Source organism: Streptomyces sp. A0958, from assembly GCF_004795035.1.
Taxonomy (GTDB): domain Bacteria; phylum Actinomycetota; class Actinomycetes; order Streptomycetales; family Streptomycetaceae; genus Streptomyces.
Genome location: NZ_SSBK01000007.1, coordinates 90,689 through 117,439, shown reverse-complemented (window position 1 = coordinate 117,439; position 26,751 = coordinate 90,689). Strand labels below are relative to the sequence as shown.

The 26,751-nt window shown below is 72.1% G+C and carries 29 protein-coding genes; 10 read left to right on the top strand and 19 right to left on the bottom strand.

Annotated elements, in window-relative coordinates; all coding sequences use genetic code 11:
• Positions 1 to 48: 48 nt before the first annotated feature.
• The 4 genes from E6P78_RS10235 to E6P78_RS10220 all read right to left on the bottom strand — a co-directional run bounded on the left by E6P78_RS10235 (position 49) and on the right by E6P78_RS10220 (position 3,393).
• On the bottom strand, positions 49 to 624 hold the full coding sequence (locus tag E6P78_RS10235; protein ID WP_136203227.1) for a Clp protease N-terminal domain-containing protein: 576 nt from the start codon (positions 622 to 624) through the stop codon (positions 49 to 51).
• On the bottom strand, positions 624 to 833 hold the full coding sequence (locus E6P78_RS10230; RefSeq protein ID WP_136203226.1) for a helix-turn-helix domain-containing protein: 210 nt from the start codon (positions 831 to 833) through the stop codon (positions 624 to 626). The genes E6P78_RS10235 and E6P78_RS10230 overlap by 1 nt, the downstream gene beginning before the upstream one ends.
• A 31-nt stretch (positions 834 to 864) precedes the next feature.
• Positions 865 to 1,836, bottom strand: coding sequence for a zinc-binding dehydrogenase (locus E6P78_RS10225; protein WP_136203225.1), 972 nt, complete (start codon positions 1,834 to 1,836; stop codon positions 865 to 867).
• 321 nt (positions 1,837 to 2,157) lie between these two features.
• The gene (locus E6P78_RS10220; protein ID WP_136203224.1) at positions 2,158 to 3,393 is read right to left on the bottom strand and encodes an NADP-dependent malic enzyme; all 1,236 of its coding nucleotides are present in this window, start codon (positions 3,391 to 3,393) and stop codon (positions 2,158 to 2,160) included.
• A 524-nt stretch (positions 3,394 to 3,917) separates the two neighbouring features.
• On the opposite strand from E6P78_RS10220, the gene E6P78_RS10215 reads away from it, so the two are divergent.
• Genes E6P78_RS10215 through E6P78_RS10205 form a run of 3 tightly spaced genes read left to right on the top strand, consistent with a single transcriptional unit; the run spans position 3,918 to position 6,638 of the window.
• Complete coding sequence (locus tag E6P78_RS10215) at positions 3,918 to 4,895, top strand: ABC transporter substrate-binding protein (protein WP_136203223.1); 978 nt, start codon at positions 3,918 to 3,920, stop codon at positions 4,893 to 4,895.
• Between the two features lie 28 nt (positions 4,896 to 4,923).
• A complete protein-coding gene (locus E6P78_RS10210; protein ID WP_136203222.1) occupies positions 4,924 to 5,880 on the top strand; it encodes an amino acid ABC transporter permease in 957 nt (318 codons plus the stop codon).
• Positions 5,877 to 6,638: an amino acid ABC transporter ATP-binding protein gene (locus E6P78_RS10205; RefSeq protein WP_136203221.1), complete on the top strand. Its 762-nt coding sequence runs from the start codon at positions 5,877 to 5,879 to the stop codon at positions 6,636 to 6,638. Before E6P78_RS10210 ends, E6P78_RS10205 begins: the two co-directional genes overlap by 4 nt.
• A 69-nt stretch (positions 6,639 to 6,707) precedes the next feature.
• Here E6P78_RS10205 and E6P78_RS10200 read toward each other — a convergent pair whose 3' ends face one another.
• Entirely contained in the window at positions 6,708 to 7,484 is a 777-nt protein-coding gene (locus tag E6P78_RS10200) for a hypothetical protein (protein WP_136203220.1), read from the bottom strand.
• Entirely contained in the window at positions 7,481 to 7,969 is a 489-nt protein-coding gene (locus E6P78_RS10195; protein ID WP_136203219.1) for a SigE family RNA polymerase sigma factor, read from the bottom strand. The genes E6P78_RS10200 and E6P78_RS10195 overlap by 4 nt, the downstream gene beginning before the upstream one ends.
• Positions 7,970 to 8,188: 219 nt before the next feature.
• On the opposite strand from E6P78_RS10195, the gene E6P78_RS10190 reads away from it, so the two are divergent.
• Complete coding sequence (locus E6P78_RS10190) at positions 8,189 to 8,818, top strand: CGNR zinc finger domain-containing protein (RefSeq protein WP_136203218.1); 630 nt, start codon at positions 8,189 to 8,191, stop codon at positions 8,816 to 8,818.
• Here the strand turns inward: E6P78_RS10190 and sodX are convergent.
• Complete coding sequence (gene sodX / locus E6P78_RS10185) at positions 8,722 to 9,180, bottom strand: nickel-type superoxide dismutase maturation protease (RefSeq protein ID WP_206307774.1); 459 nt, start codon at positions 9,178 to 9,180, stop codon at positions 8,722 to 8,724. The genes E6P78_RS10190 and sodX overlap by 97 nt on opposite strands.
• A gap of 181 nt (positions 9,181 to 9,361) precedes the next feature.
• Here sodX and sodN point away from each other — a divergent pair, with 181 nt between their 5' ends.
• Complete coding sequence (gene sodN, locus E6P78_RS10180; protein WP_136203216.1) at positions 9,362 to 9,757, top strand: superoxide dismutase, Ni; 396 nt, start codon at positions 9,362 to 9,364, stop codon at positions 9,755 to 9,757.
• A gap of 204 nt (positions 9,758 to 9,961) precedes the next feature.
• Here the strand turns inward: sodN and E6P78_RS10175 are convergent, their stop codons facing one another.
• The 6 genes from E6P78_RS10175 to E6P78_RS10150 all read right to left on the bottom strand — a co-directional run bounded on the left by E6P78_RS10175 (position 9,962) and on the right by E6P78_RS10150 (position 15,519).
• Positions 9,962 to 10,585 (bottom strand): amino acid transporter, encoded by a 624-nt coding sequence (locus E6P78_RS10175; RefSeq protein WP_136203215.1) that lies wholly within the window; start codon positions 10,583 to 10,585, stop codon positions 9,962 to 9,964.
• Positions 10,586 to 10,590: 5 nt separating this feature from the next.
• Positions 10,591 to 11,541 (bottom strand): SDR family oxidoreductase, encoded by a 951-nt coding sequence (locus tag E6P78_RS10170; protein WP_136203214.1) that lies wholly within the window; start codon positions 11,539 to 11,541, stop codon positions 10,591 to 10,593.
• Entirely contained in the window at positions 11,538 to 11,894 is a 357-nt protein-coding gene (locus E6P78_RS10165) for a DUF952 domain-containing protein (RefSeq protein ID WP_136203213.1), read from the bottom strand. Before E6P78_RS10165 ends, E6P78_RS10170 begins: the two co-directional genes overlap by 4 nt.
• A gap of 52 nt (positions 11,895 to 11,946) precedes the next feature.
• Entirely contained in the window at positions 11,947 to 13,332 is a 1,386-nt protein-coding gene (locus tag E6P78_RS10160; protein WP_136203212.1) for a choice-of-anchor A family protein, read from the bottom strand.
• A gap of 136 nt (positions 13,333 to 13,468) precedes the next feature.
• Positions 13,469 to 14,470, bottom strand: a complete 1,002-nt coding sequence (locus E6P78_RS10155) for an NAD-dependent epimerase/dehydratase family protein (protein WP_136203347.1) — start codon at positions 14,468 to 14,470, stop codon at positions 13,469 to 13,471.
• An 8-nt stretch (positions 14,471 to 14,478) separates the two neighbouring features.
• Positions 14,479 to 15,519: a LysR family transcriptional regulator gene (locus tag E6P78_RS10150; RefSeq protein WP_240799132.1), complete on the bottom strand. Its 1,041-nt coding sequence runs from the start codon at positions 15,517 to 15,519 to the stop codon at positions 14,479 to 14,481.
• Between the two features lie 279 nt (positions 15,520 to 15,798).
• Between E6P78_RS10150 and snpA the strand changes: the two genes are divergently transcribed.
• The gene (gene snpA, locus E6P78_RS10145; protein ID WP_206307773.1) at positions 15,799 to 16,458 is read left to right on the top strand and encodes a snapalysin; all 660 of its coding nucleotides are present in this window, start codon (positions 15,799 to 15,801) and stop codon (positions 16,456 to 16,458) included.
• A 54-nt stretch (positions 16,459 to 16,512) separates the two neighbouring features.
• Here snpA and E6P78_RS10140 read toward each other — a convergent pair whose 3' ends face one another.
• From E6P78_RS10140 to E6P78_RS10120, 5 genes are all read right to left on the bottom strand, one after another.
• Positions 16,513 to 16,872, bottom strand: a complete 360-nt coding sequence (locus E6P78_RS10140; protein WP_136203211.1) for a GntR family transcriptional regulator — start codon at positions 16,870 to 16,872, stop codon at positions 16,513 to 16,515.
• A gap of 2 nt (positions 16,873 to 16,874) precedes the next feature.
• Positions 16,875 to 17,858 carry a DUF1648 domain-containing protein gene (locus tag E6P78_RS10135; RefSeq protein ID WP_136203210.1) on the bottom strand — a complete coding sequence of 328 codons (984 nt, stop codon included), beginning with the start codon at positions 17,856 to 17,858 and terminating at the stop codon, positions 16,875 to 16,877.
• A gap of 198 nt (positions 17,859 to 18,056) precedes the next feature.
• A complete protein-coding gene (locus tag E6P78_RS10130) occupies positions 18,057 to 18,737 on the bottom strand; it encodes a DUF6304 family protein (protein ID WP_136203209.1) in 681 nt (226 codons plus the stop codon).
• 132 nt (positions 18,738 to 18,869) lie between these two features.
• A complete protein-coding gene (locus tag E6P78_RS10125) occupies positions 18,870 to 19,913 on the bottom strand; it encodes a family 2 encapsulin nanocompartment cargo protein polyprenyl transferase (RefSeq protein WP_136203208.1) in 1,044 nt (347 codons plus the stop codon).
• Between the two features lie 138 nt (positions 19,914 to 20,051).
• Positions 20,052 to 21,458, bottom strand: coding sequence for a family 2B encapsulin nanocompartment shell protein (locus E6P78_RS10120; RefSeq protein WP_136203207.1), 1,407 nt, complete (start codon positions 21,456 to 21,458; stop codon positions 20,052 to 20,054).
• 180 nt (positions 21,459 to 21,638) lie between these two features.
• Here E6P78_RS10120 and E6P78_RS10115 point away from each other — a divergent pair, with 180 nt between their 5' ends.
• The 4 genes from E6P78_RS10115 (at position 21,639) to E6P78_RS10100 (ending at position 25,124) form a co-directional block, all read left to right on the top strand.
• Positions 21,639 to 22,088, top strand: a complete 450-nt coding sequence (locus E6P78_RS10115) for an Rrf2 family transcriptional regulator (protein WP_136203206.1) — start codon at positions 21,639 to 21,641, stop codon at positions 22,086 to 22,088.
• 125 nt (positions 22,089 to 22,213) lie between these two features.
• The gene (locus E6P78_RS10110) at positions 22,214 to 23,407 is read left to right on the top strand and encodes a globin domain-containing protein (protein WP_136203205.1); all 1,194 of its coding nucleotides are present in this window, start codon (positions 22,214 to 22,216) and stop codon (positions 23,405 to 23,407) included.
• Positions 23,408 to 23,555: 148 nt separating this feature from the next.
• A complete protein-coding gene (locus tag E6P78_RS10105; RefSeq protein WP_136203204.1) occupies positions 23,556 to 24,149 on the top strand; it encodes an N-acetylmuramoyl-L-alanine amidase in 594 nt (197 codons plus the stop codon).
• Between the two features lie 45 nt (positions 24,150 to 24,194).
• Positions 24,195 to 25,124: a pyridoxal-phosphate dependent enzyme gene (locus E6P78_RS10100; protein WP_206307772.1), complete on the top strand. Its 930-nt coding sequence runs from the start codon at positions 24,195 to 24,197 to the stop codon at positions 25,122 to 25,124.
• Here E6P78_RS10100 and E6P78_RS10095 read toward each other — a convergent pair.
• Positions 25,121 to 26,725, bottom strand: a complete 1,605-nt coding sequence (locus E6P78_RS10095; protein ID WP_136203203.1) for a Na+/H+ antiporter — start codon at positions 26,723 to 26,725, stop codon at positions 25,121 to 25,123. The genes E6P78_RS10100 and E6P78_RS10095 overlap by 4 nt on opposite strands.
• Between the last annotated feature and the right edge of the window lie 26 nt (positions 26,726 to 26,751).

Below are 26,751 nucleotides of genomic sequence, written 5' to 3'. Positions count from 1 at the left end.
GGGGAGCGGCGCCCCGCCTTGCGATCCCGCCCCGCGCCCCCGGCCCGCTCAGCCCGCCCTGCGGTCCCGCCCCGCGCCGCCGTCCCCGTACAGCGCGCGTTCGACCGTCGTGTACGTGGCTCCGTGCTCGGCGAGCACGTCGGCGACGACGCCCGGGGCCGCGGTGAGGGCCAGCAGGAGGTGTTCCTCGCCGATGAACCGGTCCCCGCGGCCGAGCGCGCCCCGCAGCGACCGCTCCAGGATCTTCTTCGCCCCCCGGCTGAACGGCGGGCCGCCCGCCCACCGCCGCCGGCCGCCGCGCTCGCCCCGCAGGGCGCCTTCGCCGTGCGCCTCCTCGATGCGGGAGACGATCGCGGTGAGGTCGATGCCGATGCCCGCGAGCGCGTCGGCGTCGGCCCTGGTCATGCCGCCACGCCGGCGCGCCTCGGCGAGCTCGGACACCACCGAGGCCCTGTGGTCCGCGAGGCCCAGCGCGGTGACGGCGAACGAGGCCCGGCCGCCCTCCTGGTCCAGCAGGGCGAGCAGCAGATGTTCCTCGGTGACCGTATCGGCACCGGTCCGCTCGGCATGCTTCACGGCGCCGTTCACAGTGGCGCGGGCACCCTTGGTGAATCGCTCGAACATCAACGCCTCCCGTACTTCTTGTGCACGGCCTGCCTGCTGACGCCCAGTTCGGCGGCGATCTCCTGCCACGACCAGCCCTGGACACGGGCGCTTCCGACTTGTACGGCTTCCAGCTGCTCCAGCAGTCGCCGCAGCGCGGCGACCGATCGCAGCCCCACCCGGGGGTCGCGGTCGCCCGCCCGCTCGGCGAGTTCCGTTGCTTCGGTCATGCTGTCAACTTACGTTGACAGTACGGCCGTGTCATCCATTGTTGACAGTCAGCACGATTTTCCCGAACTGGTCACCCGCGGCGAGACGTTCGAACCCCTCGCGGGCGCGGTCCAGCGGCAGCACCTCGTCGATGACGGGGCGCACGCCGGTGGTGGCGCAGAAGGCGAGGAGGTCCTCCAGTTCGTCCTTGGACCCCATGGTCGAGCCGACGACCTTCAGCTCCAGGAAGAAGATCCGGGTCAGCTCGGCGTGCGAGGGGCGGTCGCCGCTGGTGGCGCCGGAGATGACCAGCGTGCCGCCGGGGCGCAGCGACTTGACGGAGTGTGACCAGGTGGCGGCGCCGACCGTCTCGATGACGGCGTCGACCCGGTGGGGCAGCCTGGCCCCCGCCTCGAACGCCTCGACGGCGCCGAGTTCGACGGCCCGCCCGCGCTTTGCCTCGTCGCGGCTGGTGGCGTAGACCCGCAGCCCGGCGGCCCGGCCGAGCACGATCGCGGCGGTGGCGACCCCGCCACCGGCGCCCTGGACCAGCACGGAGTCCCCGGGGCGCACCCCGGCGTTGGTGAAGAGCATGCGGTACGCGGTCAGCCAGGCGGTGGGCAGGCAGGCAGCCTGCTCGAAGGTGAGTTCCCTCGGCTTGGGCAGCACGTTCCAGCTGGGTACGGTGACCTGCTCGGCGAAGGTGCCCTGGTAGCGCTCGGTGAGGATGGACCGGGGTTCGTCCGGTCCGACCCCGTGCCCGGTCTGGCCGATGACGGAGTGCAGGACGACCTCGTTGCCGTCCTGGTCGACCCCGGCGGCGTCGCAGCCGAGGATCATCGGCAGCTTGTCCTCCGCGAGGCCGACGCCGCGCAGGGACCAGAGGTCGTGGTGGTTGAGGGAAGCGGCCCGGACGTTGACGGTGGTCCACCCGGGACGGTCCTGCGGAGCGGGGCGTTCGCCCAGCTCAAGGCCGTTGAGGGGGCGGTCGCGGTCGAGGCGGGATGCGTAGGCGGCGAACATGCGGCCGACGATAGGGGGCGCGGTGGGGCGGCGTAACCGGCTGCGGGTGTGACACGCACCGCGCGTGGCGGCGGCTTTCCCCTCCCCGCCCCTTCCCGAAACCGGGGCGCTACCCCGGACCCCGCGCCTCGAAGCGCCAGAGAGGCCGGCGTTTTCGGGGCTCCGCCCCGGACCCCGCGCCTCAAACGCCGACGAGGCTGGATCTTGCGCGCCGACGCAGCTCAAGTTGCCCACCGGCGGGGGCAGAATCAAGCCCCTCCGGCGATTGAGGAGCGGGGGCCCGGGGGCAGCGCCCCCGAAACCCCCGCGCCGTGCGTCGCCTCAGCGCCGCGCCACGCCCTCCGCCCGCGCCGCCGCGGCCACCGCGGCCGTCACCGCCGGGGCGACCCGCTCGTCGAACGGGGACGGGATCACGTAGTCGGCGGCCAGCTCGTCGCCCACCACGTCCGCCAGCGCGTTCGCCGCGGCGATCTTCATGCCCTCGGTGATCCGCGAGGCCCGCACCTGGAGCGCGCCCGCGAAGATGCCGGGGAACGCGAGCACGTTGTTGATCTGGTTCGGGTAGTCCGACCGCCCGGTCGCCACGACGGACGCGTACTTGTGCGCGATGTCGGGGTGGACCTCGGGGTTCGGGTTCGCCATGGCGAAGACGAACGCCCCGGGCGCCATCGAGGCGACGGCCGGCTCGGGCACCGTACCGCCGGAGACGCCGATGAAGACGTCCGCCCCGGCCAGCGCGGTGTCCAGGGACCCGGAGATGCCCGCCCTGTTGGTGAGTTCGGCCAGCTCCCGCTTGACGTCGGTCAGGTCCTCGCGGTCCCGGCTGACGATGCCCTTGCGGTCGGCGACGGCGACATCGCCGATCCCCGCCTCCAGCAGGAACTTGGCGATGGCCACCCCGGCCGCGCCCGCGCCCGAGATGACGGCGCGCAGGTCGCCGAGGCTGCGCCCGGACAGCTTCGCCGCGTTGCGCAGGGCGGCGAGCGTGACCACGGCGGTGCCGTGCTGGTCGTCGTGGAAGACGGGAATGTCGAGCCGCTCCTGGAGCCTGCGCTCGATCTCGAAGCAGCGCGGCGCCGAGATGTCCTCCAGGTTCACCCCGCCGAAGGAGGGGGCGAGCCGGACGACGGTGTCGACGATCTCGTCCGCGTCGGTGGTCGCGAGCGCGATCGGCACCGCGTCGACGCCGCCGAACTGCTTGAACAGGATCGCCTTGCCCTCCATCACCGGGAGGGACGCCTCGGGACCGATGTCGCCGAGGCCGAGCACCGCGGTGCCGTCCGTCACGACGGCCACGACCTGCGACTTCCAGGTGTAGTCGTGGACGAGCTCGGGCTGCTCGGCGATCGCGCTGCACACCTTCGCCACGCCCGGCGTGTACGCGAGGGACAAGTCGTCCTTGTCCCGGATCGGGACGGTGGCCTGCACGGCCATCTTCCCGCCCCGGTGGAGCGCGAAGGCCGGATCGAACGGCTCGTCGGTGGTGCTGTCCGCGGCGCCGGCCGCCGCGATGTCCGTGCTGCTGTCGCTGCGAGGATTGACGATCTCCGCTGCCATGGTGTTGACCCCTTAAGTCTTCATCGTTTGAGGGTGGCCACTCCTGGTTGAGGAGGGGTGGGCGGGCACCGCGTACATGCCCTGCGCCGGGCGGTTGGCCCGCCCCGGCAGGGGGGTGGTACGTACGCGCGGGCGCGCCGCACACGCGCCCTGAGCCCCGGATGAGGGGTGTAAAGGTCTTTCTTACCGGACGGACCTGGTCACGGACGAGTCCATATCGACTCCGTGACGTGACTCATAGGCGAATATCTGAACAGGTCAGGCTTGTGCCGGGCCTGCGTCCGCCACGAGGGACGCGCAGCAGATTCTCCGGCCGTCGGAAGGAAACCCCATAGAAGGTCCGGCCTTGGTGTACCGGCCTCAAGAGGTTCGGGGATCGCCCGTTACCCGATTTTGACATGACAGGCCCCCTGTTCGGGCTAGTCCGAATGGCAACATGCCGTAATCACACAAGGCGGCGACACCCGACGCCATGTGCCATTACCGCCCTGGCGACCACCCTCACCTGCCGGAGGAACCCGATCATGACCGCACGCTCCACCCGTCGTACGGCCGCGAAGTCCCGCATCGCCGCGGTCGGCGCCATCGCGGTCGCCGGCACCATGCTGCTGACCGCCTGTGGCGACCAGACGAAGAACAACGACTCCAGCGGCTCGGACAAGACCGAGACCAGCGCCGGCGCCTCCGCCGGAACCACGTCGCCCGCCGACCTGCTCCCCGCGGAGATCAAGTCCAAGGGCGTCATCAAGGTCGGCTCGGACATCGCGTACCCGCCGGTCGAGTTCAAGGACAAGTCCGGCAAGACCGTGGGTATCGACCCCGACCTCGCCGACGCGCTCGGCAAGGAGCTGGGCGTGGAGTTCCAGTTCGAGAACGGCACCTTCGACACCCTGATCACCGGCCTGCGCTCCAAGCGCTACGACCTGGCGATGTCGGCGATGACCGACACCAAGGAGCGCCAGGAGGGCATCGACCCGGAGACGAAGAAGAAGGTCGGCGAGGGCGTCGACTTCATCGACTACTTCACCGCCGGTGTCTCGATCTACACCAAGAAGGGTGACGACCAGGGCATCAAGGACTGGTCCGACCTCTGCGGCAAGAAGATCGCCGTCCAGCGCAACACCGTCTCGCACGACCTGGCCAAGGCCGAGTCCAAGAAGTGTTCGGGCGGCAAGAAGATCGCCATCGAGCCGTACGACAACGACCTGGAGGCCCAGACCCGGCTGCGCTCGGGCGGCGCCGACGCCGGCTCCTCCGACTTCCCGGTCGCCGCGTACGCGGTGAAGACCTCGGGCGGCGGCAAGGACTTCCAGATCGTCGGCGACCAGGTCGAGGCGGCCCCGTACGGCATCGCCGTCGCCAAGGGCAACGACCAGCTCACCAAGGCCATCAAGGCGGCCATGGACGCCATCATCAAGAGCGGCGAGTACGAGAAGGTCATCGCCAAGTGGGGCGTCGAGGCCGGTGCGGTCACCGAGGCCAAGGTGAACGGCGGGTCCTGACCGGATTCCGACCGGAAAGGCATCAGCCGTGACTGACATCGAGAAGAAGACGGGCCCGGCGGTCGAGCCGCCCGCACCCCCCGCCGCGCCGGCGTCCGGACCGGAGGCCATCAAGGCCATCCCGGTCCGGCACTACGGCCGGTACGTCTCGGCGCTCGTCGCCATCGCCGCGCTCGTCGCGATCATCTACGCCTTCAGCCAGGGCAGGATCAACTGGGGCGCGGTCCCGGACTACTTCTTCGACGACCGCATCATCAAGGGCGTCGGGCAGACCCTGCTGCTGACCGCCCTGTCGATGGTCATCGGCGTGGTCGGCGGCATTCTGCTCGCCGTCATGCGCCTGTCGAAGAACCCGGTGACCTCGTCCATCGCGTGGTTCTACATCTGGTTCTTCCGCGGGACGCCGGTCCTGGTCCAGCTGTTCGTGTGGTTCAACCTGGGTCTGGTCTTCGAGTACATCAACCTCGGGCCGATCTACAAGGACTACTGGTCGAGCTTCATGACGCCGCTGCTGACGGCGCTGCTCGGCCTCGGCCTCAACGAGGCCGCGTACATGGCGGAGATCTGCCGGGCCGGTCTGCTCTCGGTGGACGAGGGCCAGACGGAGGCATCGCACGCGCTGGGCATGAGCCACGGCAGGACCCTGCGGCGCGTCGTGATCCCGCAGGCCATGCGGGTGATCGTGCCGCCCACGGGCAACGAGGTCATCAACATGCTGAAGACCACCTCGCTGGTGGCGGCCGTGCAGTTCTACGAACTCTTCAAATACGCCCAGGACATCGGGCAGAGTTCGGGGGCGCCGGTGGAGATGTACTTCCTGGCCGCGGCCTGGTATCTGATCATGACCTCGGTGCTGAGCGTCGGGCAGTACTACCTGGAGCGGTACTACGCGCGCGGCTCCAGCCGGAGTCTGCCGCCCACCCCGCTGCAGAAGGTCCGGGCCACGCTGCTGTCGTTCGGCCGCCCGAAGGGAGGCATGGCATGACCGCCATGGTGAAGGCCGAGGGCGTCCACAAGTCCTTCGGCGCCGCACACATCCTCAAGGGCATCGACCTGGAGGTCGCCCCGCGCGAGGTCTTCTGCCTGATCGGCCCGTCCGGTTCCGGCAAGTCGACGTTCCTGCGGTGCATCAACCACCTGGAGCAGATCAGCGCCGGCCGGCTGTACGTGGACGGCGAGCTGGTGGGCTACCGCCAGAAGGGCGACAAGCTCTACGAGCTCAAGGACAGCGAGGTCGCCCTGAAGCGCCGGGACATCGGCATGGTCTTCCAGCGCTTCAACCTCTTCCCGCACATGACGGCGATCGAGAACGTCATGGAGGCCCCGGTCCAGGTGAAGCGCGAGTCCAAGGCGGTCGCCCGGGCCCGGGCCGAGAAGCTGCTGGACCGGGTCGGCCTCGGCGACAAGGCGAAGAACTATCCCTCGCAGCTCTCCGGCGGGCAGCAGCAGCGGGTGGCCATCGCCCGGGCCCTGGCCATGGAGCCGAAGCTGATGCTCTTCGACGAGCCCACCTCGGCGCTCGACCCGGAGCTGGTCGGTGACGTGCTCGACGTGATGCGCGGCCTCGCCGAGGACGGCATGACGATGATCGTGGTCACCCATGAGATGGGCTTCGCCCGCGAGGTCGGCGACGCGCTGGTCTTCATGGACGACGGGGTGGTGGTCGAGTCGGGCCACCCGCGCGACGTCCTGACCAACCCGCAGCACGACCGGACGAAGTCGTTCCTCTCCAAGGTGCTCTAGCCACGAGGGCGGATACGGGGGTGGGGAGGCGGTGCGGACCGCCTCCCCACCCCCGTACCCGTATCCGTCTCACTTCTTCGGCAGCAGCTCCGGACGGAGCATCAGTTCCCGCAGCTGGGCGCGGGTGAGGGGCGGGGTCTTGAGGAGCGGCCCCTGCACGATGTCGGCCTCGAAGCCGGTGCTGTCGCGCACGGCCAGTTCACCGCCGTCGGCGAGGGTGAGGCGGGCGGTCAGCTCCGGCCCCCACTGCGGGGTGCCGTCGCCGTAGTCCATCGCGTCGCTCCAGATGGTGAGCACCCGCCCGCCCGACAGCACCTCGCGCACACAGTCGGTACGGGCCGGCTCCCCGTTCCCCGGCTTGCACAGGTCCTTGACCCGCGGGCTGCCGCCCAGCTTCCGCTTCACCGCCTTAGCGTCCCTGACGTCGACGGTCAGATAGCCGACGCCACCGTCCCGGCGCACCGCGTACTGCCCGTCCAGCGGCCCGGTCCTGGGCGGCTCGGGCGGGAGCGGCGACGCGTGCTTGATGATGTCGGCGAACGACACCTCCTCTATCGCACCGACGCCACCGGGCAGCAGCTCGGTCAGCCGCGCGGCCCGTCCGGTATGGCCCGGCGACTTGACCGGTGCCGCGACGGACGAGGTCCGCGGCGACTCCGGTGCTGAGGAGGAGAGCTGGGGCACGACGAACGCCCCCAGCGCCACCGTGCACACCGCCCCCGCCGACACCGCGGCCCGGCGCCGCCACCGCACCCGCGCGGCCTTGGCGTAGACCGCCTCCGTACTGATGACCGGACGCCCCGCCTCCTCGGCGGCCCGTCCCAGCAGTTCACGCACGTCGTTCATACCAATGCCTCCGCCATCTCGGCGCGCAGCGCCGCCAATCCCCGAGCCGCATGGCTCTTGACCGTGTTCTCCCGCATCCCGAGCATCTCGGCGGTGGCCTCGACGCTCAGGTCCTCCCAGTAGCGCAGCACCAGGACCGCCCGCTGCCTGGGCGTGAGCCGGGCGAGCGCCGCCCGTACCGCCAGGCCGGTGTCCGTGTCGGGTGCCTGGGCGGCACGGTCGGGCAGTTCCCCGTACGCCTGCTCGCGCCGCCAGAACCGGCGGCGGGCCGCGATGAAGGTGTTAACCAGGGTCTTGCGTGCGTACGCCTCGATGTTGTCGAGCCGCCCGTGCCGCCGCCCGCCGAGCACCACCTTGACCAGAGTCGTCTGGACCAGGTCCTCGGCCTCGTGCCGGTCGCCGCAGAGCAGGAACGCACTGCGGAACAGGGCGGTGCGTCTGCTCTCGACGAAGGCGTGCAGCGCGGCGTGGTCATCGCTCCGCATCCTCGGTGTCCTTCCTCCGGCCCGCGGGTGCGGACCGTCTCACCCTTCCAGTGCGGTGGGGGGCAGGGCAGGTTGCAGAAGTCCTGGAAGAAAAACGGGAGACGGGACCACCACCCGGCACAGGCAACCAGGCACCCCCGACCCGTAATACCCTGTACCCTTAACGACCCATTACGCCCGTACCGCACAGCCCGTGGACCGACTCCGTAAGGACTATTCGTGGAACTGGCCTATTACTCGGACTACGCCGTGCGCCTGGTCAACACCGAGGAGCCGGCCCGCAACAAGGACGTCCTCACCTCGGTCGACGCGGTACGGGACCTGTTCGGCACCAACGGCCAGGCGGCCCGGCGGGCGACCGACGCGGACGTCACCCGCTTCCGGTCCGTACGGGCCCGGCTGCGCGCGGTCTTCGAGGCGGCCGACGACGGGGACGAGAGGCTGGCGGTCGACCTGCTCAACTCGCTGCTGCTGGAGTTCCCGGTCAGCCCGCAGATCTCCGACCACGACATCCGCGAGGCGGACGGCAAGCCGGACTGGCACATGCACCTGGCCGACCACCCGTCCAACGCCACCGCGGGCTACGCCGCGATCGCCGCCATGGGCCTGGCCTTCCACCTCACCTCGTACGGCGTGGACCGGCTCGGCCTGTGCGAGGCCGCGCCGTGCCGCAACGCCTACCTCGACACCTCGACCAACCGTTCCCGCCGCTACTGCTCGGACCGCTGCGCGACCCGCGCCAACGTGGCCGCCTACCGGGCCCGCAAGCGCCTGGAGACCGAGCGCGCCGCCGACACCGGCCGCAGCGCGGAGACCGCCCAGGCCACCACCCCGCGCACCGAGCGCTGATCCTTCGTCAGCGGCCGGTAGCGGGCCCGGGCCCGGGCCAGCACCAGCTCCTCGGGAACCGTCCCGTAGTCCGTGCTGTCCCCGCCCGCGTAACTGTTGTCCCCCAGCACCCACCAGCCCCCGGCCCGCCGCTCCACGGCCCGCTTGACCACCAGCAGGTCCTGCTGGAACGGATGGCGCAGAATCACCACGTCCCCGGGGCGCACCGGCGCCCCGTACTGCACCAGCAGCCAGTCCCCGTGGTACAGCGTGGGCACCATCGAGGGCCCCGTCACCTCCACCACCTGGAACGGCACCCGCGCCGCCAACCCCCGCGCGGGCTGCTCATCGGCCAGCTCCGGCACCTCCGGCACCTCCCTCATCTCCTCCGGCACCTCCCCAGTCCGTCCAGTACACCGTCCACGACAGGGTTTCGTACATTCGGCCACTGGTCCCACCCTCATGCCGGACTTTTGGCCTAAGCCCCTGGGGGCACCCGCAAAAAGAGGCTTCTCACGGAGTAATGTCCCACCTGAGAAGACGATCACGAGGAAGGACAGCTCAATGCTTTCCCGCCTGTTTGCCCCCAAGGTGAAGGTCAGCGCCCACTGCGACCTGCCCTGCGGCGTGTACGACCCGGCCCAGGCCCGCATCGAGGCGGAGTCCGTCAAGGCCGTCCAGGAGAAGTACCAGGCCAACGAGGACGCGGACTTCCGCACTCGCGCGATCCTGATCAAGGAACAGCGCGCCGAGCTCGCGAAGCACCACGTCTCGGTGCTCTGGAGCGACTACTTCAAGCCCCCGCACTTCGAGAAGTACCCGGAGCTGCACCAGCTGGTCAACGACACCCTGAAGGCCCTCTCGGCCGCCAAGGGCTCGAACGACCCGGCCACGGGCCAGAAGGCGCTGGACCTGATCGCCCAGATCGACAAGATCTTCTGGGAGACCAAGAAGGCCTGACCTCGCGTCGAGCCGTTCAACGGCAGCGCGGATGACCGCACCCGGCCTTTCGTGGGCCGGGTGCGGTCGTGTGTGTGGGTGCCGACGCCGCTGGTGACGATGGGGCGCGGGGGTGCCGTAGCGGCCCACCGCCCGGCCGCCGAAGCCGCCGGCCTCGTCGCGAAGGCCGGCGCGTAGGTCAACTGAACGGGGATCTGGGCTCCCTCACGCCGCCAGGAGTGTGCGCAGCCGGGCCGCCCACGGGTGGGCCGCGCCCTGCGCCAGGGTGATCGTCTCGGCCAGCCAGGCGCGCCGGTCGTCGTCGAGGACGGGCAGCGCCGCATCGAAGTCCTGCTCGTCCTTGGGCCGCCGGGCCCTGGACTTGTAGAGGAGCTGGACCTCGGTGGCGAGGTACGGGACACCGTCCTCGGAGACCCGGCCCAGCCGGTCCAGCGGCAGGCGGACCCTGGGGTCGCGGCGGAAGACCCAGTCGTCGCCCTCCGCGTCGTCCAGCATGAACTGCAGGCGCCACGGCTCGTCCGGGCCCGGTCGGCACCAGATGTCGTGGACGCCGGGAGGCAGGATCTCGCCGGGGCGCCAGGGCCGCAGTGTGCCGGGCGGGTCGGCGGCCCACCACTCCCAGCCCGGCAGAATCCGCTGGATCTCCGACTGATCTCGGCGCAGCAGGAGTACGTCGATGTCGCCGTGGTCCCGGAAGGCGCGGCCCACGGCCAGCTCGACCGCGTACCCGCCGGCGATCCACCACGGTGTGCGCAGCGGGGCGAGCAGGCGGACGGCCTCGGCGAGCGGTGGCGGGTCCCAGGGGCCCCAGGGGGTGTCCGTGCGCATGGCGGTCAGCCCGGCGTGAGGAGGTGGCGGTAGCTGTCGGGGTGTTCGCGCAGGTAGGTGGCGAGGTTCTTGGCCGGGCGGCCGGTGAGCCTCGGTACGGCGGCCGAGACGGTGGCCATCTCACCGGCCGCGATGGCCTCGTACGAGGTCACCCAGCCGGCCACTTCCCAGTCCGGAGCCCCGTAGTGGGCCCGTGAGGCGTAGGCCTCCTCGCGGGTCTGCGGCTCGTAGGTGATGGTGCGTCCGGCGGCCCGGCTCAGCTCCTCGGCGGCCTCGGCGAGGGTGAACGCCTCGGGGCCGGTCAGCTCGTACGTCTGCCCGTCGTGGGAGGGGCCGGTGGCATCGGTGTCCGCGAGCAGCACGGCGGTCGCCGCGTCGGCGATGTCCTCGTGGGCCACCGCCGCCACCCGGCCGTCACCGGCGGGGCCGCGCAGCACGCCGTCGGCGCCGGTCATCGCCGGGAGCCCGGCGAGGTACCAGCTGTCGCGCAGGAAGGTGTAGCGGACGTCGGTGGTCCGGATGTGCGCCTCGGTTTCCCAGTGGTCCCGGGCGAAGGTGAACGTGGCGTCGGGTGCGGCGCCGAGGAAGGAGACGTAGACGATCCGTTCGACGCCGGCCGCGACCGCCGCGTCCACGGCCGTCGTGTGCTCGCGCACCCGGTCCGGGCTCTCATGCGCCGAGACGAGGAACAGGGTGTGCGCCCCGGCCAGGGCCCGGCGCATGGCCTCGCCGTCGCCGTAGGGGGCGGGGGGTGCCGGGTCTGCGCCGGGGAGTTCGGGCAGCCGGGACGGGTCTCGGCCCAGCAGCCGGACGGGGACTCCGGCCCGGGCCAGCCGGGTGGCGACCCGGCCGCCGAGCGCGCCGCTCGCGCCGGTGACGGCGGTGAGGGGGCCGCTGGTGAGGGCGTCGGATGCGTGGGTGGGGTTGGGTTCGTGGGTGGGGTCGGGTGCGTTCATGCGGGGGTGCCTTCCTCGTGCGGCCAGGGGCGCACCTCCACGACCGCGTCGACCGGGAGCGGCCCGTAGATGTGCGGGAACTCCTCGCCGCCGGGCGATGCGGCCTCGTACCGCACGGGGGCGGGCAGCCGGCCGGTGTCGATGACGAGCACCACGAGGTCCTGGTCAACGGCTCCGGCCCGGCTTCCCGCGCCGTACAGCATCTCGGCCACATCGGGGAGCTGGTGGGGCAGCGAGCAGTGGATGAAGCCCTCTTCGTGCAGGGTGCGGCCGCGGGTGGACATCTCGTACGTCCCGATCCCGCGGGCCGCCTCCCACAGCGGGCCTTCGGTGAGGTGCAGCAGTTCGGCCATGGGCCGAGGCTAGCGCCGGGAACGGCGCCGGGCCCGGCCCTGTGGATAACCGCTAACCGCGTCGCCGCGTCCGGCGGGCCATCACCGTGGCGGCCGTACCGGCGGCCAGCAGTGCCGCCGCGATGCCGCCCATCACCCGTTCACCGCCGCGCGAACCGGTGTTCGGGAGCTCACCACCGGGGTGGTGCGGGCGGTGCGGCCAGGTGTGGGTGGGCTCCGGGCCGGGCGTGGGCTGCGACGGGGACGGCGCCGGCGTGGGGGACTCGTCAGTCGGCGTCGGCGTCGGAGTCGGAGTCGGGGACTCGTCGGTCGGGGCCGGAGTCGGGGTCGGCGCATCCGTCGGGGACGGGGAGTCCGTGGGCGACGGGGACGGGGAGTCCGTGGGTGAAGGGGACGGTGACGGCTCGTCGCCGCAGTCCGGCAGGTCGCCGTCGAACGGGTAGGAGTGCAGCTCCTGCCCGCCCGACTCGCCCGCCGAGGTGTGGGTGAGGGAACCCGCGGTGTAGAAGCGGCCGTTGACACCGCTCACGCTGACCGTGGCCCGGCTCGACTGCTGTCCGATCAGCACACTGCCCTGGAACTGGCCGGAACCCTTCAGTCCGACCGTGGCGGCGTCCGGGAAGTTCCACATCAGGTGCTCGCGCAGGCCCGACTGCGGCAGCGAGCCCATGTACGTACTGATGTCGCGGGCGTCGCCGTAGACGTTGACCAGCACGGTCGCACCGTCCGGGATGCCCGCGAAGACGATGCCCTGGTCGCCGCCCGAGCCGCTCGCCACGTCGGCGTCGAGGGCGAAGACCTGGAGGGCGGAGGTGCCGTCACCGGTGAAGACGGTCTCGAAGCCGTCGTTCACGGTGGTCCCCGTCACCGGGCGCCGGTGGTCCGCGTCGTCGTCGTACGCGTAGCAGTGGCTGGCCGCGGTGAGTTGGTCGCGCAGCCCGGCGTACGGTTCGGTCGCGGCGGGGTCGTGGACCGGGGCGTCCGCCGGGTCGACGGTGCCGGTCAGTGTCTGCGCGTGCCGGACCCGGCCGGTGTTCCGCATCTCCACGGCGACGATCCGCTGGCCGCTCGTGATGGTGATGTCGCCGCCCACGGTCAGGTAGTCGCTGCCGTTGGGCGGCGGCACACGCGAACCGCCGCCCGCGACGCCGACGTTGTAGATCTGCGAGGCGCCGGCCCGCTTGTTCATGTCGAAGTCGCCGAGCGTGACGATCTTGCCCTCGGCCTCGGCCGCCGCCTCCCTGACCAGGTAGTCGCCGCCGACGTAGACGTTGATGTTGCTGTCGTGGTTGACGACCGGGTTGTTGTTCGGGTCGTTCCACGTGGTGGGGCAGTCGTCACCCAGGCACGGCCCGAGCCCGCCGGGCAGCGGGGCGGCGAAGGCGGCGGGCGCCGCAGCGCCCAGCACGACCGCCGCTGCCGCGACGGTCACCGCCATGCGACGCCTTTTATCACCTTTGATGAGTTTTGTTCCCATGGAGCGCAATATGCAGCGTCACGGGTCCAGCACCGGCCGTGCCACGCCGGGCGGCCGGGCAAGGTCCGCCGTACAGGCCCCCGGGCCCCTCGGCCGCTCAGCCCGCCAGGAGCTTCGCCTCGGTCTCGGGGTCGAGCCCCGGGGCGGGCCGGTCGGGGCGCTGCGGTGCCGTACCGCCCAGCTCGCGGAGCCATGCCCAGGTGTCGGCGACCGTCTCGCCGACCGGCCGGCAGCGCAGCCCCGCCGCGTGCGCGCGGCTGACGTCGCCCTGGTGCAGGGTGTCGTACAGCTCCCCCGGCGGCAGCCAGACCGGCAGGTCGGTCCACGGCTCGACGCCCGCCGCGAGGATCTTCTCCGTATCGGTCCAGCGCAGCTCGGCGTCCGAACCGGTGACCCGCACACAGGCTTCGAGCAGCTCCCCCATCGTGGTGTGCCCCGGCCGGCTGACCAGGTTGTACGGGCCGTGCAGCCCGCGCTCCGCCGCGTCGAGCAGCCAGCCGGCGAGGTCGCGGGCGTCGATGTACTGGAGGCCCAGGTCGGGGGTGCCCGGCGCCAGCACGGGGCCGCCGCGGGCGATCCTGTTGAGCCACCAGGGCAGTCGGCCGATGTTCTCCCAGGGGCCGATGATCAGGCCGGCGCGGGCGAGGAGCGCCCGGTCACCGAAGGCGTCCAGCACGGCCAGTTCGCCACCGCGCTTGGCCAAGGCGTACGACTCGCCGTCGCCGGCGTCCGGCGAGGCGCCCTCCACCACCGGACCGTCCTCGGACAGGCCGGCCGGTGCCGGGTCCTCGTACACGGAACGGCTGGATACGTACGTGTACCGGGCGGCCCGGCCGGAGAGCAGGCGGGCCGCGTCCCGCACCGCCGAGGGCGCGCCGCTCCAGGTGTCGACGACCAGGTCCCAGGTGTGGCCGTCCGCGTCCGGCGCGTCGGCTGCGGCGAGCGCGGCCGGACCGTCGTCGGCGGTGCGGTCGCCGATCAGCTCGGCCACCCCGGGCGGGGGCGCGTGGTGGCCCCGGTGGTAGACGGTGACCTCCCAGCCGCGCGCGAGCGCCGCCTCGGTGACGGCCCGGCCGACGAACTGTGTACCACCCAGCATCAGAAGCCTCATGATGGTGACTCTGCCCTGCGGCGCGGCGGTCCGGAACGGTCCACGCTCTCGGCGGAATCGGACCGGACCGGGAACTCGGCGGAGGCGGTGGACGTCAGGAGCGGGCTGCGGTGGCGCAGCAGCCACTGGTGGTATCCGGCCACCCGCCGGGCCGCCTCGCGGTAGGCGGCCTCGAGTTCGCCGTAGACCGCCGCCGTGTCGGCGCCCGGCCGGGAGACGAGGAGCAGCCGGACGCCGAGCGGGTCGTCGCGCAGGGGGCGGATCGCCATGTCGTCGCGCGGGCCCGAGGTCGGCTGGCACGGGGCGACCGCCTCGCCGAGGACGACGAGGGAGGCTGCGGTCAGGTAGTCGCCGTGCAGCACGGCGGGCGCCACCCCGGCCGCGCTGAACACCCGGCGCAGCCCGTCCCACTCGCCGTCCACCGTGGGGTCGACCATCCACCGGTCGGCGGCCAGGTCGGTGAGGTCGACGACGGGCAGCGCGGCGGCCGGGTGGTCACGGGCCATGGAGACGAACTGCGGTTCGCGGTCTACGAGCACCCGCTGTTCCAGGCCTTCCGGTACGGCGAGCGGGCAGCCCTCCACCTCGTGCACGAAGGCGACGTCGAGCCGCCCCGCCCCGACCGCGCGCAGCAGGGCGTGGGCGGACACGTCGACCCGCAGCGAGATGTCCGTGCCGGGCAGTCGCAGCCGCAGGCGGCGCAGCCAGCCGCCGATGACCCGGCTCGCGGTGCAGCCGATGCGCAGCCGTGGCCCTTCGGCCCGGGCGGCGTCCACCTCCGCCTTCGCGTCGCTGACCAGGGCGCTCATGCCGTCGACCAGGGGGCGGGCGCGGCTGAGGACGGCGCGGCCGAGGAGGGTGGGGCGGCAGCCGGTGCGTCCGCGGCTGAAGAGTTCGGCGCCCAGCGCGTTCTCGATCCGGCGCAGCTGGGTGGTGAGCGCGGGCTGGCTCACGCCGAGTGTGCGGGCGGCCCGGTGCAGGCTGCCGGTGTCGGCGATGGCGCACAGCGCCCTGAGGTGCCTCACCTCAAGCTCCATGCTGCCGAGGGTAGGGCGACCCGACCGAGCGCACCACGGGCCGTAACCCTGTCAAAGGCGCGCAATTCACCGGCGGTCGGGGCGGTGGACGGGGAGCGTGCACCGGGTGTGTACGGCGCGTGCGCCCGTGGGCCGTACGCGAGTGATAGTGCGGCGCTATCACCGGCTGACATCATCCGCCCGGGCTCCGCTTCCCCGACACTCTCTGCGTACCGACCCCGTCCGAGTCCGATCATCGGACGGGTTCCTCTGACAGGTAACTGGTAGGAGACCCCCCACATGAGACACCCCAGGACCGTCATGTCGGCCGTGCTCGGCCTCGGCCTCGGCATCGCCGCCGCGCTGGGCACCGCCCCCGCGATCGCCAACCCCACGTCCGCCGCCCCCACCGCGCACGTGGCGTACTCCGCCCACCCCGGTTCGCACGAGAGCGCCGCCGCCAACAAGGCGTTCTTCGAGACGGTCGCGAAGTCGGTGGCCGAGAAGCGGGCCGCCCACCCGGGCGCCCAGGCCGTCACCATCGTCTACAGCACCGCCAACGCCCCGAGCTTCCGCACCCAGATAGCCAACAGCGCGCAGATCTGGAACAGCTCGGTCTCCAACGTCCGGCTCCAGGAGGGCTCGAACGCCGACTTCGCCTACTACGAGGGCAACGACCCGAGCGGTTCCTACGCGAGCACCGACGGGCACGGCAGCGGCTACATATTCCTGGACTACGCGCAGAACCAGCAGTACGACTCGACCCGGGTCACCACCCACGAGACCGGGCACGTGCTCGGTCTGCCGGACCACTACACGGGCCCGTGCAGCGAGCTGATGTCGGGCGGCGGCCCCGGCCCGTCCTGCACCAACCCGTATCCGGACGCCAACGAGCGCAACCAGGTGAACTACCTGTGGCAGTACGGCTTCGCGGCCGCGCTCACCGCCGGCGGTTCCTGACCGTACCGGTCCCGCCGGTGGGCCGCCTCGCAGGACGGGGCGGCCCACCGGCCGTCAGCCGGCACCGAATTCGTTACTCACGAGAGCCTGGAGCTCGTCCAGCGTCAGCCCCAGGCCGCGGGCCTCGCCGACCGTCTCGCGCACCCGTTCCACCAGGCGGGCGCGGTGCGGGGACGCGCCGTCGGCGATGGCTGCGCCCCGTCCCCGGCGCAGTTCGATCAGGCCCTCCTCGCGCAGCCGCTGGTAGCCGCGCAGGACCGTGTGCACGTTGACGCCGAGCGACTCGGCGAGGACCCGGGCGGCGGGCAACCGCTCCCCGGGGGCCGCCGCGCCGTCGGCCACGGCGCGGCGGACGCAGGCCGCGATCTGGTCCCCGAGCGGCACGGTGGAGGTGGGGTCGACCCGGAAGAGCATGGTCAGTGTTCCGTCCGGCGCTGGTCGATCAGGGTGTTGAGCAGCGCGGCGCCGGTCGCCGAGTCGTCCACGGTCACCGCGAAGTCCCGGCCGTTGACCAGGCGCGCCACGATGCCCTCCCCGGAGCGGGTTATGACGCCGGTGCGGCCGGGGCGGATGCGGTAGCCCCAGCCGCCGTACTCGGTGAGCGGGTTGATGTCGCGGCTGGTCGCCCCCTCTATCCGGTCGAGCGGGATGTGGACGCGCGGCCAGGGCAGCAGGCCGGAGACGGTGATCCCGCGCCGGTCCACGGTCACGTACGGGCGGACGAAGCTCGCGGCGAGCAGCCCGAGGACGAGGACCGGTACGCCGAAGGGCCAGCTCACGGTGAACAGCAGAGCGACGCCCGAGCCGAGGATCAGGAGCGCGGTGAGCGGCAGCCACCAGGAGCCGGCGCCGCGCCCCCACCCGGCGACCTCACCGGCACGCAGCGCGATCCGCTTCCTCTCCCCGGCGGCCCCGTCGCCCTCGTCCGGCTCGGACGCGGGGGCCAGCGCGGTCACCAGGAATCCCAGCCCGAAGGCGACGGCGGCCACCCCGACGGCCACGGCCAGGTGCCACAGGGGGAACGACACGTCCTGCCCCCGACCCCGCGCGTCCTCGGCCGCGTCCACGTTGATGAGCATGACGACCGCCATCAGGTAGCCGAGGAGCGCGGCGACGGCGTAGCCGGAGGCGATCAGTGTGCGGGCCGCCGTGCCGTAGTACTTCCCCAGGCCCGCCATCAGCGTCCACAGGACGCCGGTGCCGAGCAGTAGCAGCGTGGTGACGACGACGTACGAGGTCTGGCCCGCGTAGTCGTCCGCCCGGCCGTTGCCCACGAAATGGCTGGCCAGCTGCGTGGGCAGCCGGTCGCGTCGGGAGGCGAAGAGGATCAGGTCGGCGGCGAGTGCGAGCAGGAACGGCAGGGCGGCGAGGACCACGCGGCCGACGTGCTTCCGATTCATGAAAACCTCCATTGTTCGCATGCTAGTAGAACAAGGCGGCCGTGGCAACGAAACAACATGGCCGTGGCAACGAAACATGTGGCCATGGCGACGAGAGGGGGAGCTGCGGTGCGATGCCGGGAACGCCGGACCGCCCGGCGGCGCAAGGCCGTCGGGCGGTCCGGCGTTCGAGAGAACGAGCCCCGGTGGGGTGGGCGGTCAGGCCGTTTCGAGCGGGAACGCTCCGCGGTGCCCCGTGCCCGCGCCCGCCGTCGGCCGGGGCTCGAACTCGCGGCAGCTCCAGACCTCCTGGACGAAGCCGGTGCGCCGGTCCCACAGGCCGAGCACGTCCTGCTCACCGGCCGTGCCCCGGTACTCCTCCTTCGCGCCCCGGAAGCAGGCGAGCCCGCCGGAGAGGCCGCGCCCGGGGGCCGGGTCCTGGGCCGGGAAGTAGTCGGAGAAGGCGCAGGCTATGCAGGTCCTGAGCATGACTCCGGGCGGCAGCTCCCGCTGGATCGTGGCCAGCGCGGACCCGAAGTCGTTCTCGGCCCGGTGCGACCGGAAGGCCGCCCCGCCGAACTGCAGCTCCAGATACAGATACGGGTCGGGCCTGCGCAACGACAACAGGCAGCTGAGCGTCGCCTGACGTTCCGTCCCCTCCGCGGTGACGGGGAACGGCAGGTCCCACTCCAGGACGCAGTCGTTGAGCGCCCCGTCCGTCAGGGCGAACAACTCGCTCTCCACCGGTCCGCCGGCCACCGGGCGCAGGCCGTCGAAGCTCGTGCCCTCGAAGTCCACGCCCCTGATACGGATGCGGAGTTGCTGCCCGTCGGTGGTGAGGATGACGGCGTCGGAGCCCTGCCGGTCCCGGTACCACCCTGCCCACGACTCATCTGTCATGAGCAGGGACTGTAGCCCCTGCCTCCGACAACACCTCTGCCGCCCTCCGGTTGCCCCTCCGGTTGTCCCCCCGACCCCCGTGGCCTTGCCGTAGATCGTCCCCTTCCCTCACTCACACATGCCTCCGGATTCTCAGTGCGTGCGGCGTGTGACGAACTCCGCCAGGGCCAGCAGATCGCCCGCCGCCGACAGGTCAGGGACCGCCCGGGACAGGTGGTGCACCGCGCGCGCCATCCGGTCCCCGGCGCAGCCCTGCGCCCAGTCCCGGCCGCCGGCTCTGTCGACGGCCGCCGAGGCGCGGCTCACCTCGGCATGCGTGTTCATCGCACCCCGGTACAGGGCGGCGAGCTCCGCCGCGGCCGGGCCGCCCGCGGTGAGCGCGGCCACCACGGGCAGCGACTTCTTGTGGGCGCTGAGATCCGCGCCGACCGGCTTCCCGGTCTGCGCCGGGTCCCCCCAGATGCCGATCAGGTCGTCGATCAGCTGGAAGGCGAGCCCGGCCTCCCGGCCGAAGCCGTCCATCGCCCCGACGGCCCGTTCGTCGGCGCCCGCGTAGAGCGCCCCCAGTGCACAGGCGCAGCCCAGCAGCGCGCCCGTCTTCGCCGTGGCCATGGTGAGGCACTCGTCCAGCGAGACCTGGTCCGGATCACGCTCCTCGAAGGCGCAGTCGGCCTGCTGGCCGGCGCACAGCTCGATGACGCACGTCGAGAGTCTGGCCGAGGCGCGGGCCGAGACCGCTCTGTCGTCCTCGGCCAGCAGCCGCTGGGCGAGGGCCAGCATCGCGTCGCCGGCGATGACGGCGTCCGCGACCCCGAACACCGTCCAGGCGGTGGGCCGGTGGCGGCGGGTGTGGTCCTCATCGATGACGTCGTCGTGGAGCAGGGTGAAGTTGTGGACCAGCTCCACGGCGACGGCCGCCCGTACGGCCTGTTCGGGGTCGCCGCCCAGCGCGCGGGTGGCCGCCAGGACGAGCGCCGGCCTGATCGCCTTGCCCGCGCCGCCCGCGGCCGGGCTGCCGTCGGCGTGCTCCCAGCCGAAGTGGTACATCGCGACCCGCCGGAGCGATCCGGGCAGGGAGGCGACGGCGGCGCGCAGGTGGGGGTCGACGAGGGTACGGGTGTACTCCAGCAGGGCCGCGGCCTCGTTGCCCTCGGTCGCGGCGTCTGTTCGGGTCATGGTCAATCGGTCACCCCTGTCGTTGCCGTCCCGCCTCGGCCGCTGTCGCGCCGGGGGCCGGGGACGTGGGTGGTTGCTGTGGTTGCGCGCGCTGCGGGCCGGGGGCCCGGACCCCGCCGGGTCCGGGCCGCCCTGAGCTCACCGCCAGCGGCTGACCTCGACGTTCTCAAGGACGCCGAGGGCGTCCGGGACGAGGATCGCCGCGGAGTAGTAGGCCGTCACGAGGTAGGAGATGATCGCCTGTTCGTCGATGCCCATGAAACGGACCGAGAGGCTGGGCTCGATCTCGTCCGGGATGCCCGTCTGCTGGAGGCCGATGACGCCCTGCTCGGCCTCACCGGTCCTCATGCAGATGATCGAGGTGGTGCGGGCGTCGCTGACCGGGATCTTGTTGGACGGGAAGATCGGCACCCCGCGCCAGGCCGGCACGCGGTGTCCGCCGATGTCGACGCTCTCCGGCACCAGTCCGCGCTTGTTGCACTCGCGGCCGAAGGCGGCGATGGCGCGCGGGTGGGCGAGGAAGAGCTTGGAGCCGCGGCGGCGCGAGAGCAGTTCGTCCATGTCGTCGGGGCTGGGCACCCCGTCGTGCGGCTGGAGCCGCTGGCCGTAGTCGCAGTTGTTGAGCAGGCCGAACTCGCGGTTGTTGATCAGCTCGTGCTCCTGGCGCTCGCGCAGCGCCTCGACCGTGAGCCGCAACTGCTGCTCGGTCTGGTTCATCGGCTGGTTGTAGAGGTCCGCGACGCGGCTGTGGACCTTCAGGACGGTCTGGGCGACGCTCAGTTCGTACTCGCGGGGCGCGGCGTCGTAGTCCACGTACGTGTGCGGGACGACGGCCTCGCCGACGTGGCCCGCGGACAGGTCGATCTCCGCCTCGCCGTATTTGTTGGTGCGCTGCTGCGGGACGGCCAGCAGGCCGGCGAGGTGGTCGCGCAGCGGCTCGGCCCGCTCGGCGAGGTTGAGCACGTCGGCCCGCCTGAGCGTCAGCACCGTGCACGCGGTGACGGCGCGGGCCGTGTACTCCCAGACTGCGTCGCCCTCGATGAGGGAGTGGTCCCCGAAGTAGGCCCCGTCCGCGTGGACGCCGAGCACCGTCTCGTCCCCGTAGGGCCCGGTGCCGATCTTCTCGACCTTGCCGTGCGCCAGCAGGTAGACCCGGTCCGCCTCCTCGCCCGCCGTGGCCAGGAGCTGCCCGGCGGGGATGTCGCTCTGCTCACACCTCCTGGCCAGTTCGGCGAGGACCTCCTCGTCCCCGAAGTCCCTCAGGGCGGGGAGCTCACCGAGCTCGGCCGGGATGACCGCCACCCGGTCCCCGGTCTGTACGAACGTCACGCGGCCGTCCCCGACCGAGTAGCTCAGCCGGCGGTTGACCCGGTACGTACCGCCCTGCACCTGGACCCACGGAAGCATCTTCAGCAGCCACCGTGAGGTGATCTCCTGCATCTGCGGAGCGGACTTGGTGGTCGTCGCGAGGTTCCGCGCGGCCGCCGTGCCGAGACTCTGCTGCGGCGGCACCTGCGCGTTCTGAACCTCTTCACCAACGGACATCTGTCGTCCTCTCGATTTATCGGCTGACCTGCGAGAAGAAGACTTCCAGCACGAGGAGGCGGCACGCCATTACACAAAAGAGTGTGACTAATCGGCCTTTGGGCTGGGCACAACGCTGCGCGATGCCCCGACCGATCCCTAATTTGTATCTCGCATGCAAATTAACCTAGCCTCGCCGTCATGCGGCTGACGAGATTCACGGACGTGGCGCTGCGCGTGCTGATGCGCCTCGCCGTCGTGAAGCACGAGGACCCGCCGACCACCCGCGAGGTGGCGGCGACGATGCAGGTGCCGTACTCGCACGCCGCCAAGGTCGTGGCCCGCCTCCAGCACCTCGGCCTGGTCGAGGCCCGGCGCGGGCGCGGCGGCGGGCTCACCCTCACCGACGCCGGCCGGTCCGCCTCGGTGGGCGGTCTCGTGCGCGAGCTGGAGGGGCCCGGAGACGTCGTCGACTGCGAGGGGGGCACCCCGTGCCCGCTGCGGTCGGCCTGCCGGCTGCGTGGCGCCCTGCGCCAGGCCGAGGATGCCTTCTACGCCTCGCTCGACCCGCTCACCGTCGCCGAACTGGTCGCCACCCCCACCGGCCCGCTCCTGATCGGCATCAGCAGCGGCCCCCCGCCCGGCGACTGAGCCTCCGGCGCCGGGCCCGGCCCAACCCTCTCGACCCACCCCGCCGTACCGGGCCCTGGGACCGGTTCCTACACTGCTCATAAATACGCATCTCAGATGCCAATTCAACATCCGAGGAGTCACCGATGCTCTCCGAGTCGTCGACCGCCACCGTCCGCGCCACCCTCCCCGCCGTGGGCGCTGCCATCGGGGACATCGCCGATCTCTTCTACCGCAAGCTGTTCGACGCCCACCCGGAGCTGCTGCGCGACCTGTTCAACCGCGGCAACCAGGCCTCCGGCGCCCAGCGCCAGGCACTCGCGGGTTCCATCGCCGCGTTCGCGACCCAGCTGATCGAGCACCCCGACACACGTCCGGACGTGATGCTCAGCCGTATCGCGCACAAGCACGCCTCGCTCGGCGTCACCGCCGCCCAGTACGACGTCGTCCACACCCACCTCTTCGCCGCCATCGCCGAGGTCCTGGGCGACGCGGTGACCCCCGAGGTCGCCGCCGCCTGGGACGAGGTCTACTGGCTGATGGCCAACGCCCTGATCGCCATCGAGGAACGGCTGTACGCGCAGCAGGGCGTCGTCGCCGGTGACGTCTGGCGCGACTGGGAGGTCGTCTCGCGCACCGAGGAGACCGAGGACGTCGCCACCTTCCGCCTCCGCCCGGCCGACGGCTCGCCGGCCCCCGCCTTCCGCCCCGGCCAGTACGTCTCCGTACAGGTAGAACTGCCGGACGGCGCCCGCCAGATACGCCAGTACAGCCTCTCCTGCGCCCCCGGCTCGGCGCTCCGCTCGATCACGGTCAAGCGGGTGCACGGCGGCGGCGCCCCGGACGGCGAGGTCTCGCGGCAGCTGCACGACCGGGTCCGTGCCGGTGACCGGCTCCGGGTCTCGGCCCCGTACGGCGACCTGGTGCTGAAGTCCGCCGACGCCCCCCTGCTGCTCGCCTCCGCGGGCATCGGCTGCACCCCGATCCTGTCGATGCTGGAGCACCTCGCCGACTCCGGGCACCGCACCCCGGTCACCGTCGTGCACGGCGACCGCTCCCCCGCCGACCACGCGATGCGCGGCGACCACGCCGCGCTCACCGGCAAGCTCCCCGACGCGGCGGCCCACTTCTGGTACGAGGACCCGCAGGACGGCCACCCCGCCGACCGGACCGGCCTGGTCGACCTGAGCGGCCTGGTCATCGCCTCGGGCACACACGCCTACCTCTGCGGTCCGCTGCCCTTCATGCGGTCCGTGCGCACCCAGCTGCTCGCCAAGGGCGTCCCGGCGTCCGACATCCACTACGAGGTGTTCGGCCCCGACCTGTGGCTCGCCTCCTGACCACCGCACGACCCTCGCCGAGTTGACCGGATCGGCTCGCACAGCATCCGAACAGGGCCCCGCGGTTGCTCCGCGACCGGTCGGGGCCCTGCCCGACGGGTAGAAGCGCTGTACGGACACACTCCCCCACGCACCAAAGGAGTCGGTCATGTCCTCACCCATGTCCGCGAGCGCTTTCCTCGCCGCCCTGAAGGACGAAGGGCTCACCGTCGTCCAGGTCGGCGACTGGCGCAGCCACAACCGCAACCACAAGGGCTCCTGGGGCCCCGTCAACGGTGTGATGATCCATCACTCCGCCACCGAGGGAACCGACGCCACCGTACGGATGTGCCGCGACGGCCACCCCGACCTGCCGGGGCCGCTGTGCCACGGCGTCATCGCCAAGGACGGCCGGGTCCACCTGGTCGGCTACGGACGGACCAACCACGCGGGACTGGGCGACGACGACGTCCTGCGTGCCGTCGTCGCCGAGAAGAAGCACCTTCCCGGCGACAACGAGACCAACACCGACGGAAACCGGCACTTCTACGGCTTCGAGTGCGAGAACCTCGGCGACGGCAAGGACCCGTGGCCCGACGCCCAGCTCGAAGCCATCGAGAAGGCCGCGGCGGCGATCTGCCGGCACCACGGCTGGACCGCCCGTTCGGTCATCGGGCACCTGGAGTGGCAGCCCGGCAAGGTGGACCCGCGCGGCTTCACGATGGCCGACATGCGGGACCGCGTCCACGACCGCCTCAAGTAGCCGCCTCGGGCTCGGGCGGCGGGAGCGTACACCCACAATGGCGGCATGCCCGATGCGCCCGCCCCGCCGCCCGACATGCCCGGACTCTCCCGGCTGCGCCCGGTGCTCCCCTCGCCCGTGCAGCGGGTGGAGGACGAGCGCTTCGCCCGGCACGACGTGACACTGCTGCTCAAACGCGACGACCTGATCCACCCGGACCTGCCGGGCAACAAATGGCGCAAACTCGCTCCCAACCTGGCGGCCGCCGCCGGGCGCCCCGTGCTGACCTTCGGCGGTGCCTACTCCAACCACCTGCGGGCCACCGCCGCCGCGGGCCGGCTGCTGGGCTTCCGCACGATCGGTGTCGTCCGGGGCGACGAGCTGGCCGACCGCCCGCTGAACCCCTCGCTCGCCCGGTGCGCGGCCGACGGCATGCGGCTGCACTTCGTGGACCGGCGCACCTACCGCGCCAAGGCCGATCCGGCGGTCCTGGCCGAGCTGCGAAACGCCCACGGGGAGTGCGAGGTCGTCCCCGAGGGCGGCAGCAACGCCCTCGCGGCCCGGGGCTGCGCCGCGCTCGGGCGCGAACTGCGGGGCGTGGCCGACGTGGCCGCGGTGGCCTGCGGTACCGGCGGCACCCTGGCCGGGCTGGCCGCCGGCCTCGCACCGGGGCAGCGCGCCCTCGGCGTCCCGGTCCTGCGCGGGGGCTTCCTCGGTGACGCGGTACGGGAGCTGCAACGCGAGGCGTTCGGCGGGCCGGCCGGCGACTGGTGGCTCGACGAGCGCTTCCACTTCGGCGGCTACGCCCGTACGACTCCCGCCCTGCACGCCTTCGCACAGGATTTCGAGGACCGCCACGGGCTGCCCGTCGAGCGACTGTATGTGGCCAAAATGCTGCACGCGCTCACGGTGCTGGCCGAGGAGGGCGCGTTCCCCGCCGGGAGCAGCGTCGCGGCCGTGATCACCGGCCGCCCGGACCCCGGCGCCGACGGTTAGGGCCTGTCGTCGTCCTCCCGGTAGGCCGCCGCCTCCTCCAGATCGAGGCGGCGCAGCAGGGTCCGCATCATCTCGTCGTCGATCCTGCGCTCGTCCCGCAGCCGTACGAAGACCTCGCGCTCGGCCTCGATCATCTCGCCGGCCAGCCGCCGGTAGGTGTCGTCCGCCGACTCGCCGGTGACCGGGTTGCCCGCGCCCAGCCGCTCCCACACGGCGTTGCGGCGGCGTTCCAGGACGGTGCGCAGCCGGTCGGTGAGCGGCTGGGGCAGGCGGTTGCGCTCGTCGGTGAGCAGGTCCGCCAGGCGGGCTTCGGCGGCCGTGGACGCCTCGCTCTGGGCCTGCGCCTCGGCGAGCGTCTCGGCCTGCCTGTCGCGGCCCGGGAGCTTCAGTACGCGCACCAGGAGCGGCAGCGTGAGCCCCTGGATGACGAGCGTGCCGATGACGGTGGTGAACGTCAGGAACAGGACCAGGTTGCGGGCCGGGAAGGCCGCGCCGTCGGACGTGACCAGCGGGATGGAGAAGGCGATGGTGAGCGAGACGACCCCGCGCATCCCGGCCCAGCCCACGATCAGCGGCGAGGTCCAGTCCGTCAGCGGCTCCCGTTCCCTGATGCGCCGCGACAGCCACCGCGGCAGGTAGGTCGCCGGGTAGACCCAGACGAAGCGGACCACGACGACGGCGAGGAACACCGCCACCGCGTATCCGAAGGCCTCCGCCACGGCGTACGTGCCGAGCCCCTTCAGCACGAACGGCAACTGGAGGCCGATCAGCGCGAACACGGCGGACTCCAGGACGAAGGCGATCATCTTCCAGACGGCGGCCTCCTGGAGCCGGGTGGCGAAGTCGACCTGCCAGGAACGGTGGCCCAGGTACAGCGCGACGACGACCACGGCGAGCACCCCGGAGGCGTGCACGCGCTCGGCCGCCGCGTACGCCACGAACGGGATCAGGAGCGAGAGGGTGTTCTGGAGCAGCGGCTCCCTGAGGTGGGTGCGCAGCCAGTGCAGCGGCACCATGAGCAGGAGGCCGACCCCGACGCCGCCGACCGAGGCGAGGAGGAATTCGCCCACCCCGGCGCCCCAGCTGATGCCCTCGCCCACGGCGGCGGCGAGCGCGACCTTGAAGGCGGTGATCGCGGTCGCGTCGTTCACGAGGGATTCGCCCTGGAGGATCGTCGTGACGCGCGCGGGCAGCCCGACCCGGCGGGCGATGGCCGCGGCCGTGACGGCGTCCGGCGGGGCGATCACCGCGCCCAGCACCAGGGCGGCGGTGAGCGGCAGGTCGGGCACCAGCCGGTAGGCCAGCCAGCCCACCGCGACGGTCGCGAACAGCACGTAGCCCACCGACAGCAGGGCGACGGGCCGCAGGTTGGCCCGCAGGTCGAGGTAGGAGCTGTCCACGGCGGCCGTGTAAAGCAGGGGCGGCAGCAGCAGCGGGAGCACGACGTGCGCGTCCAGGGTGTACGTCGGCACCCCCGGCACGTAGGAGCCGATCAGCCCCACGGCCACCAGCAGGAGAGGGGCCGGCACCGGCGTGCGGCGGGCGAGACCCGCCGTCGCCGCACTGGCCGCGACCAGTGCAACCAGGGGCAATGCGTCCATCTCACCGTCCTCGCATCCGTCGTAAC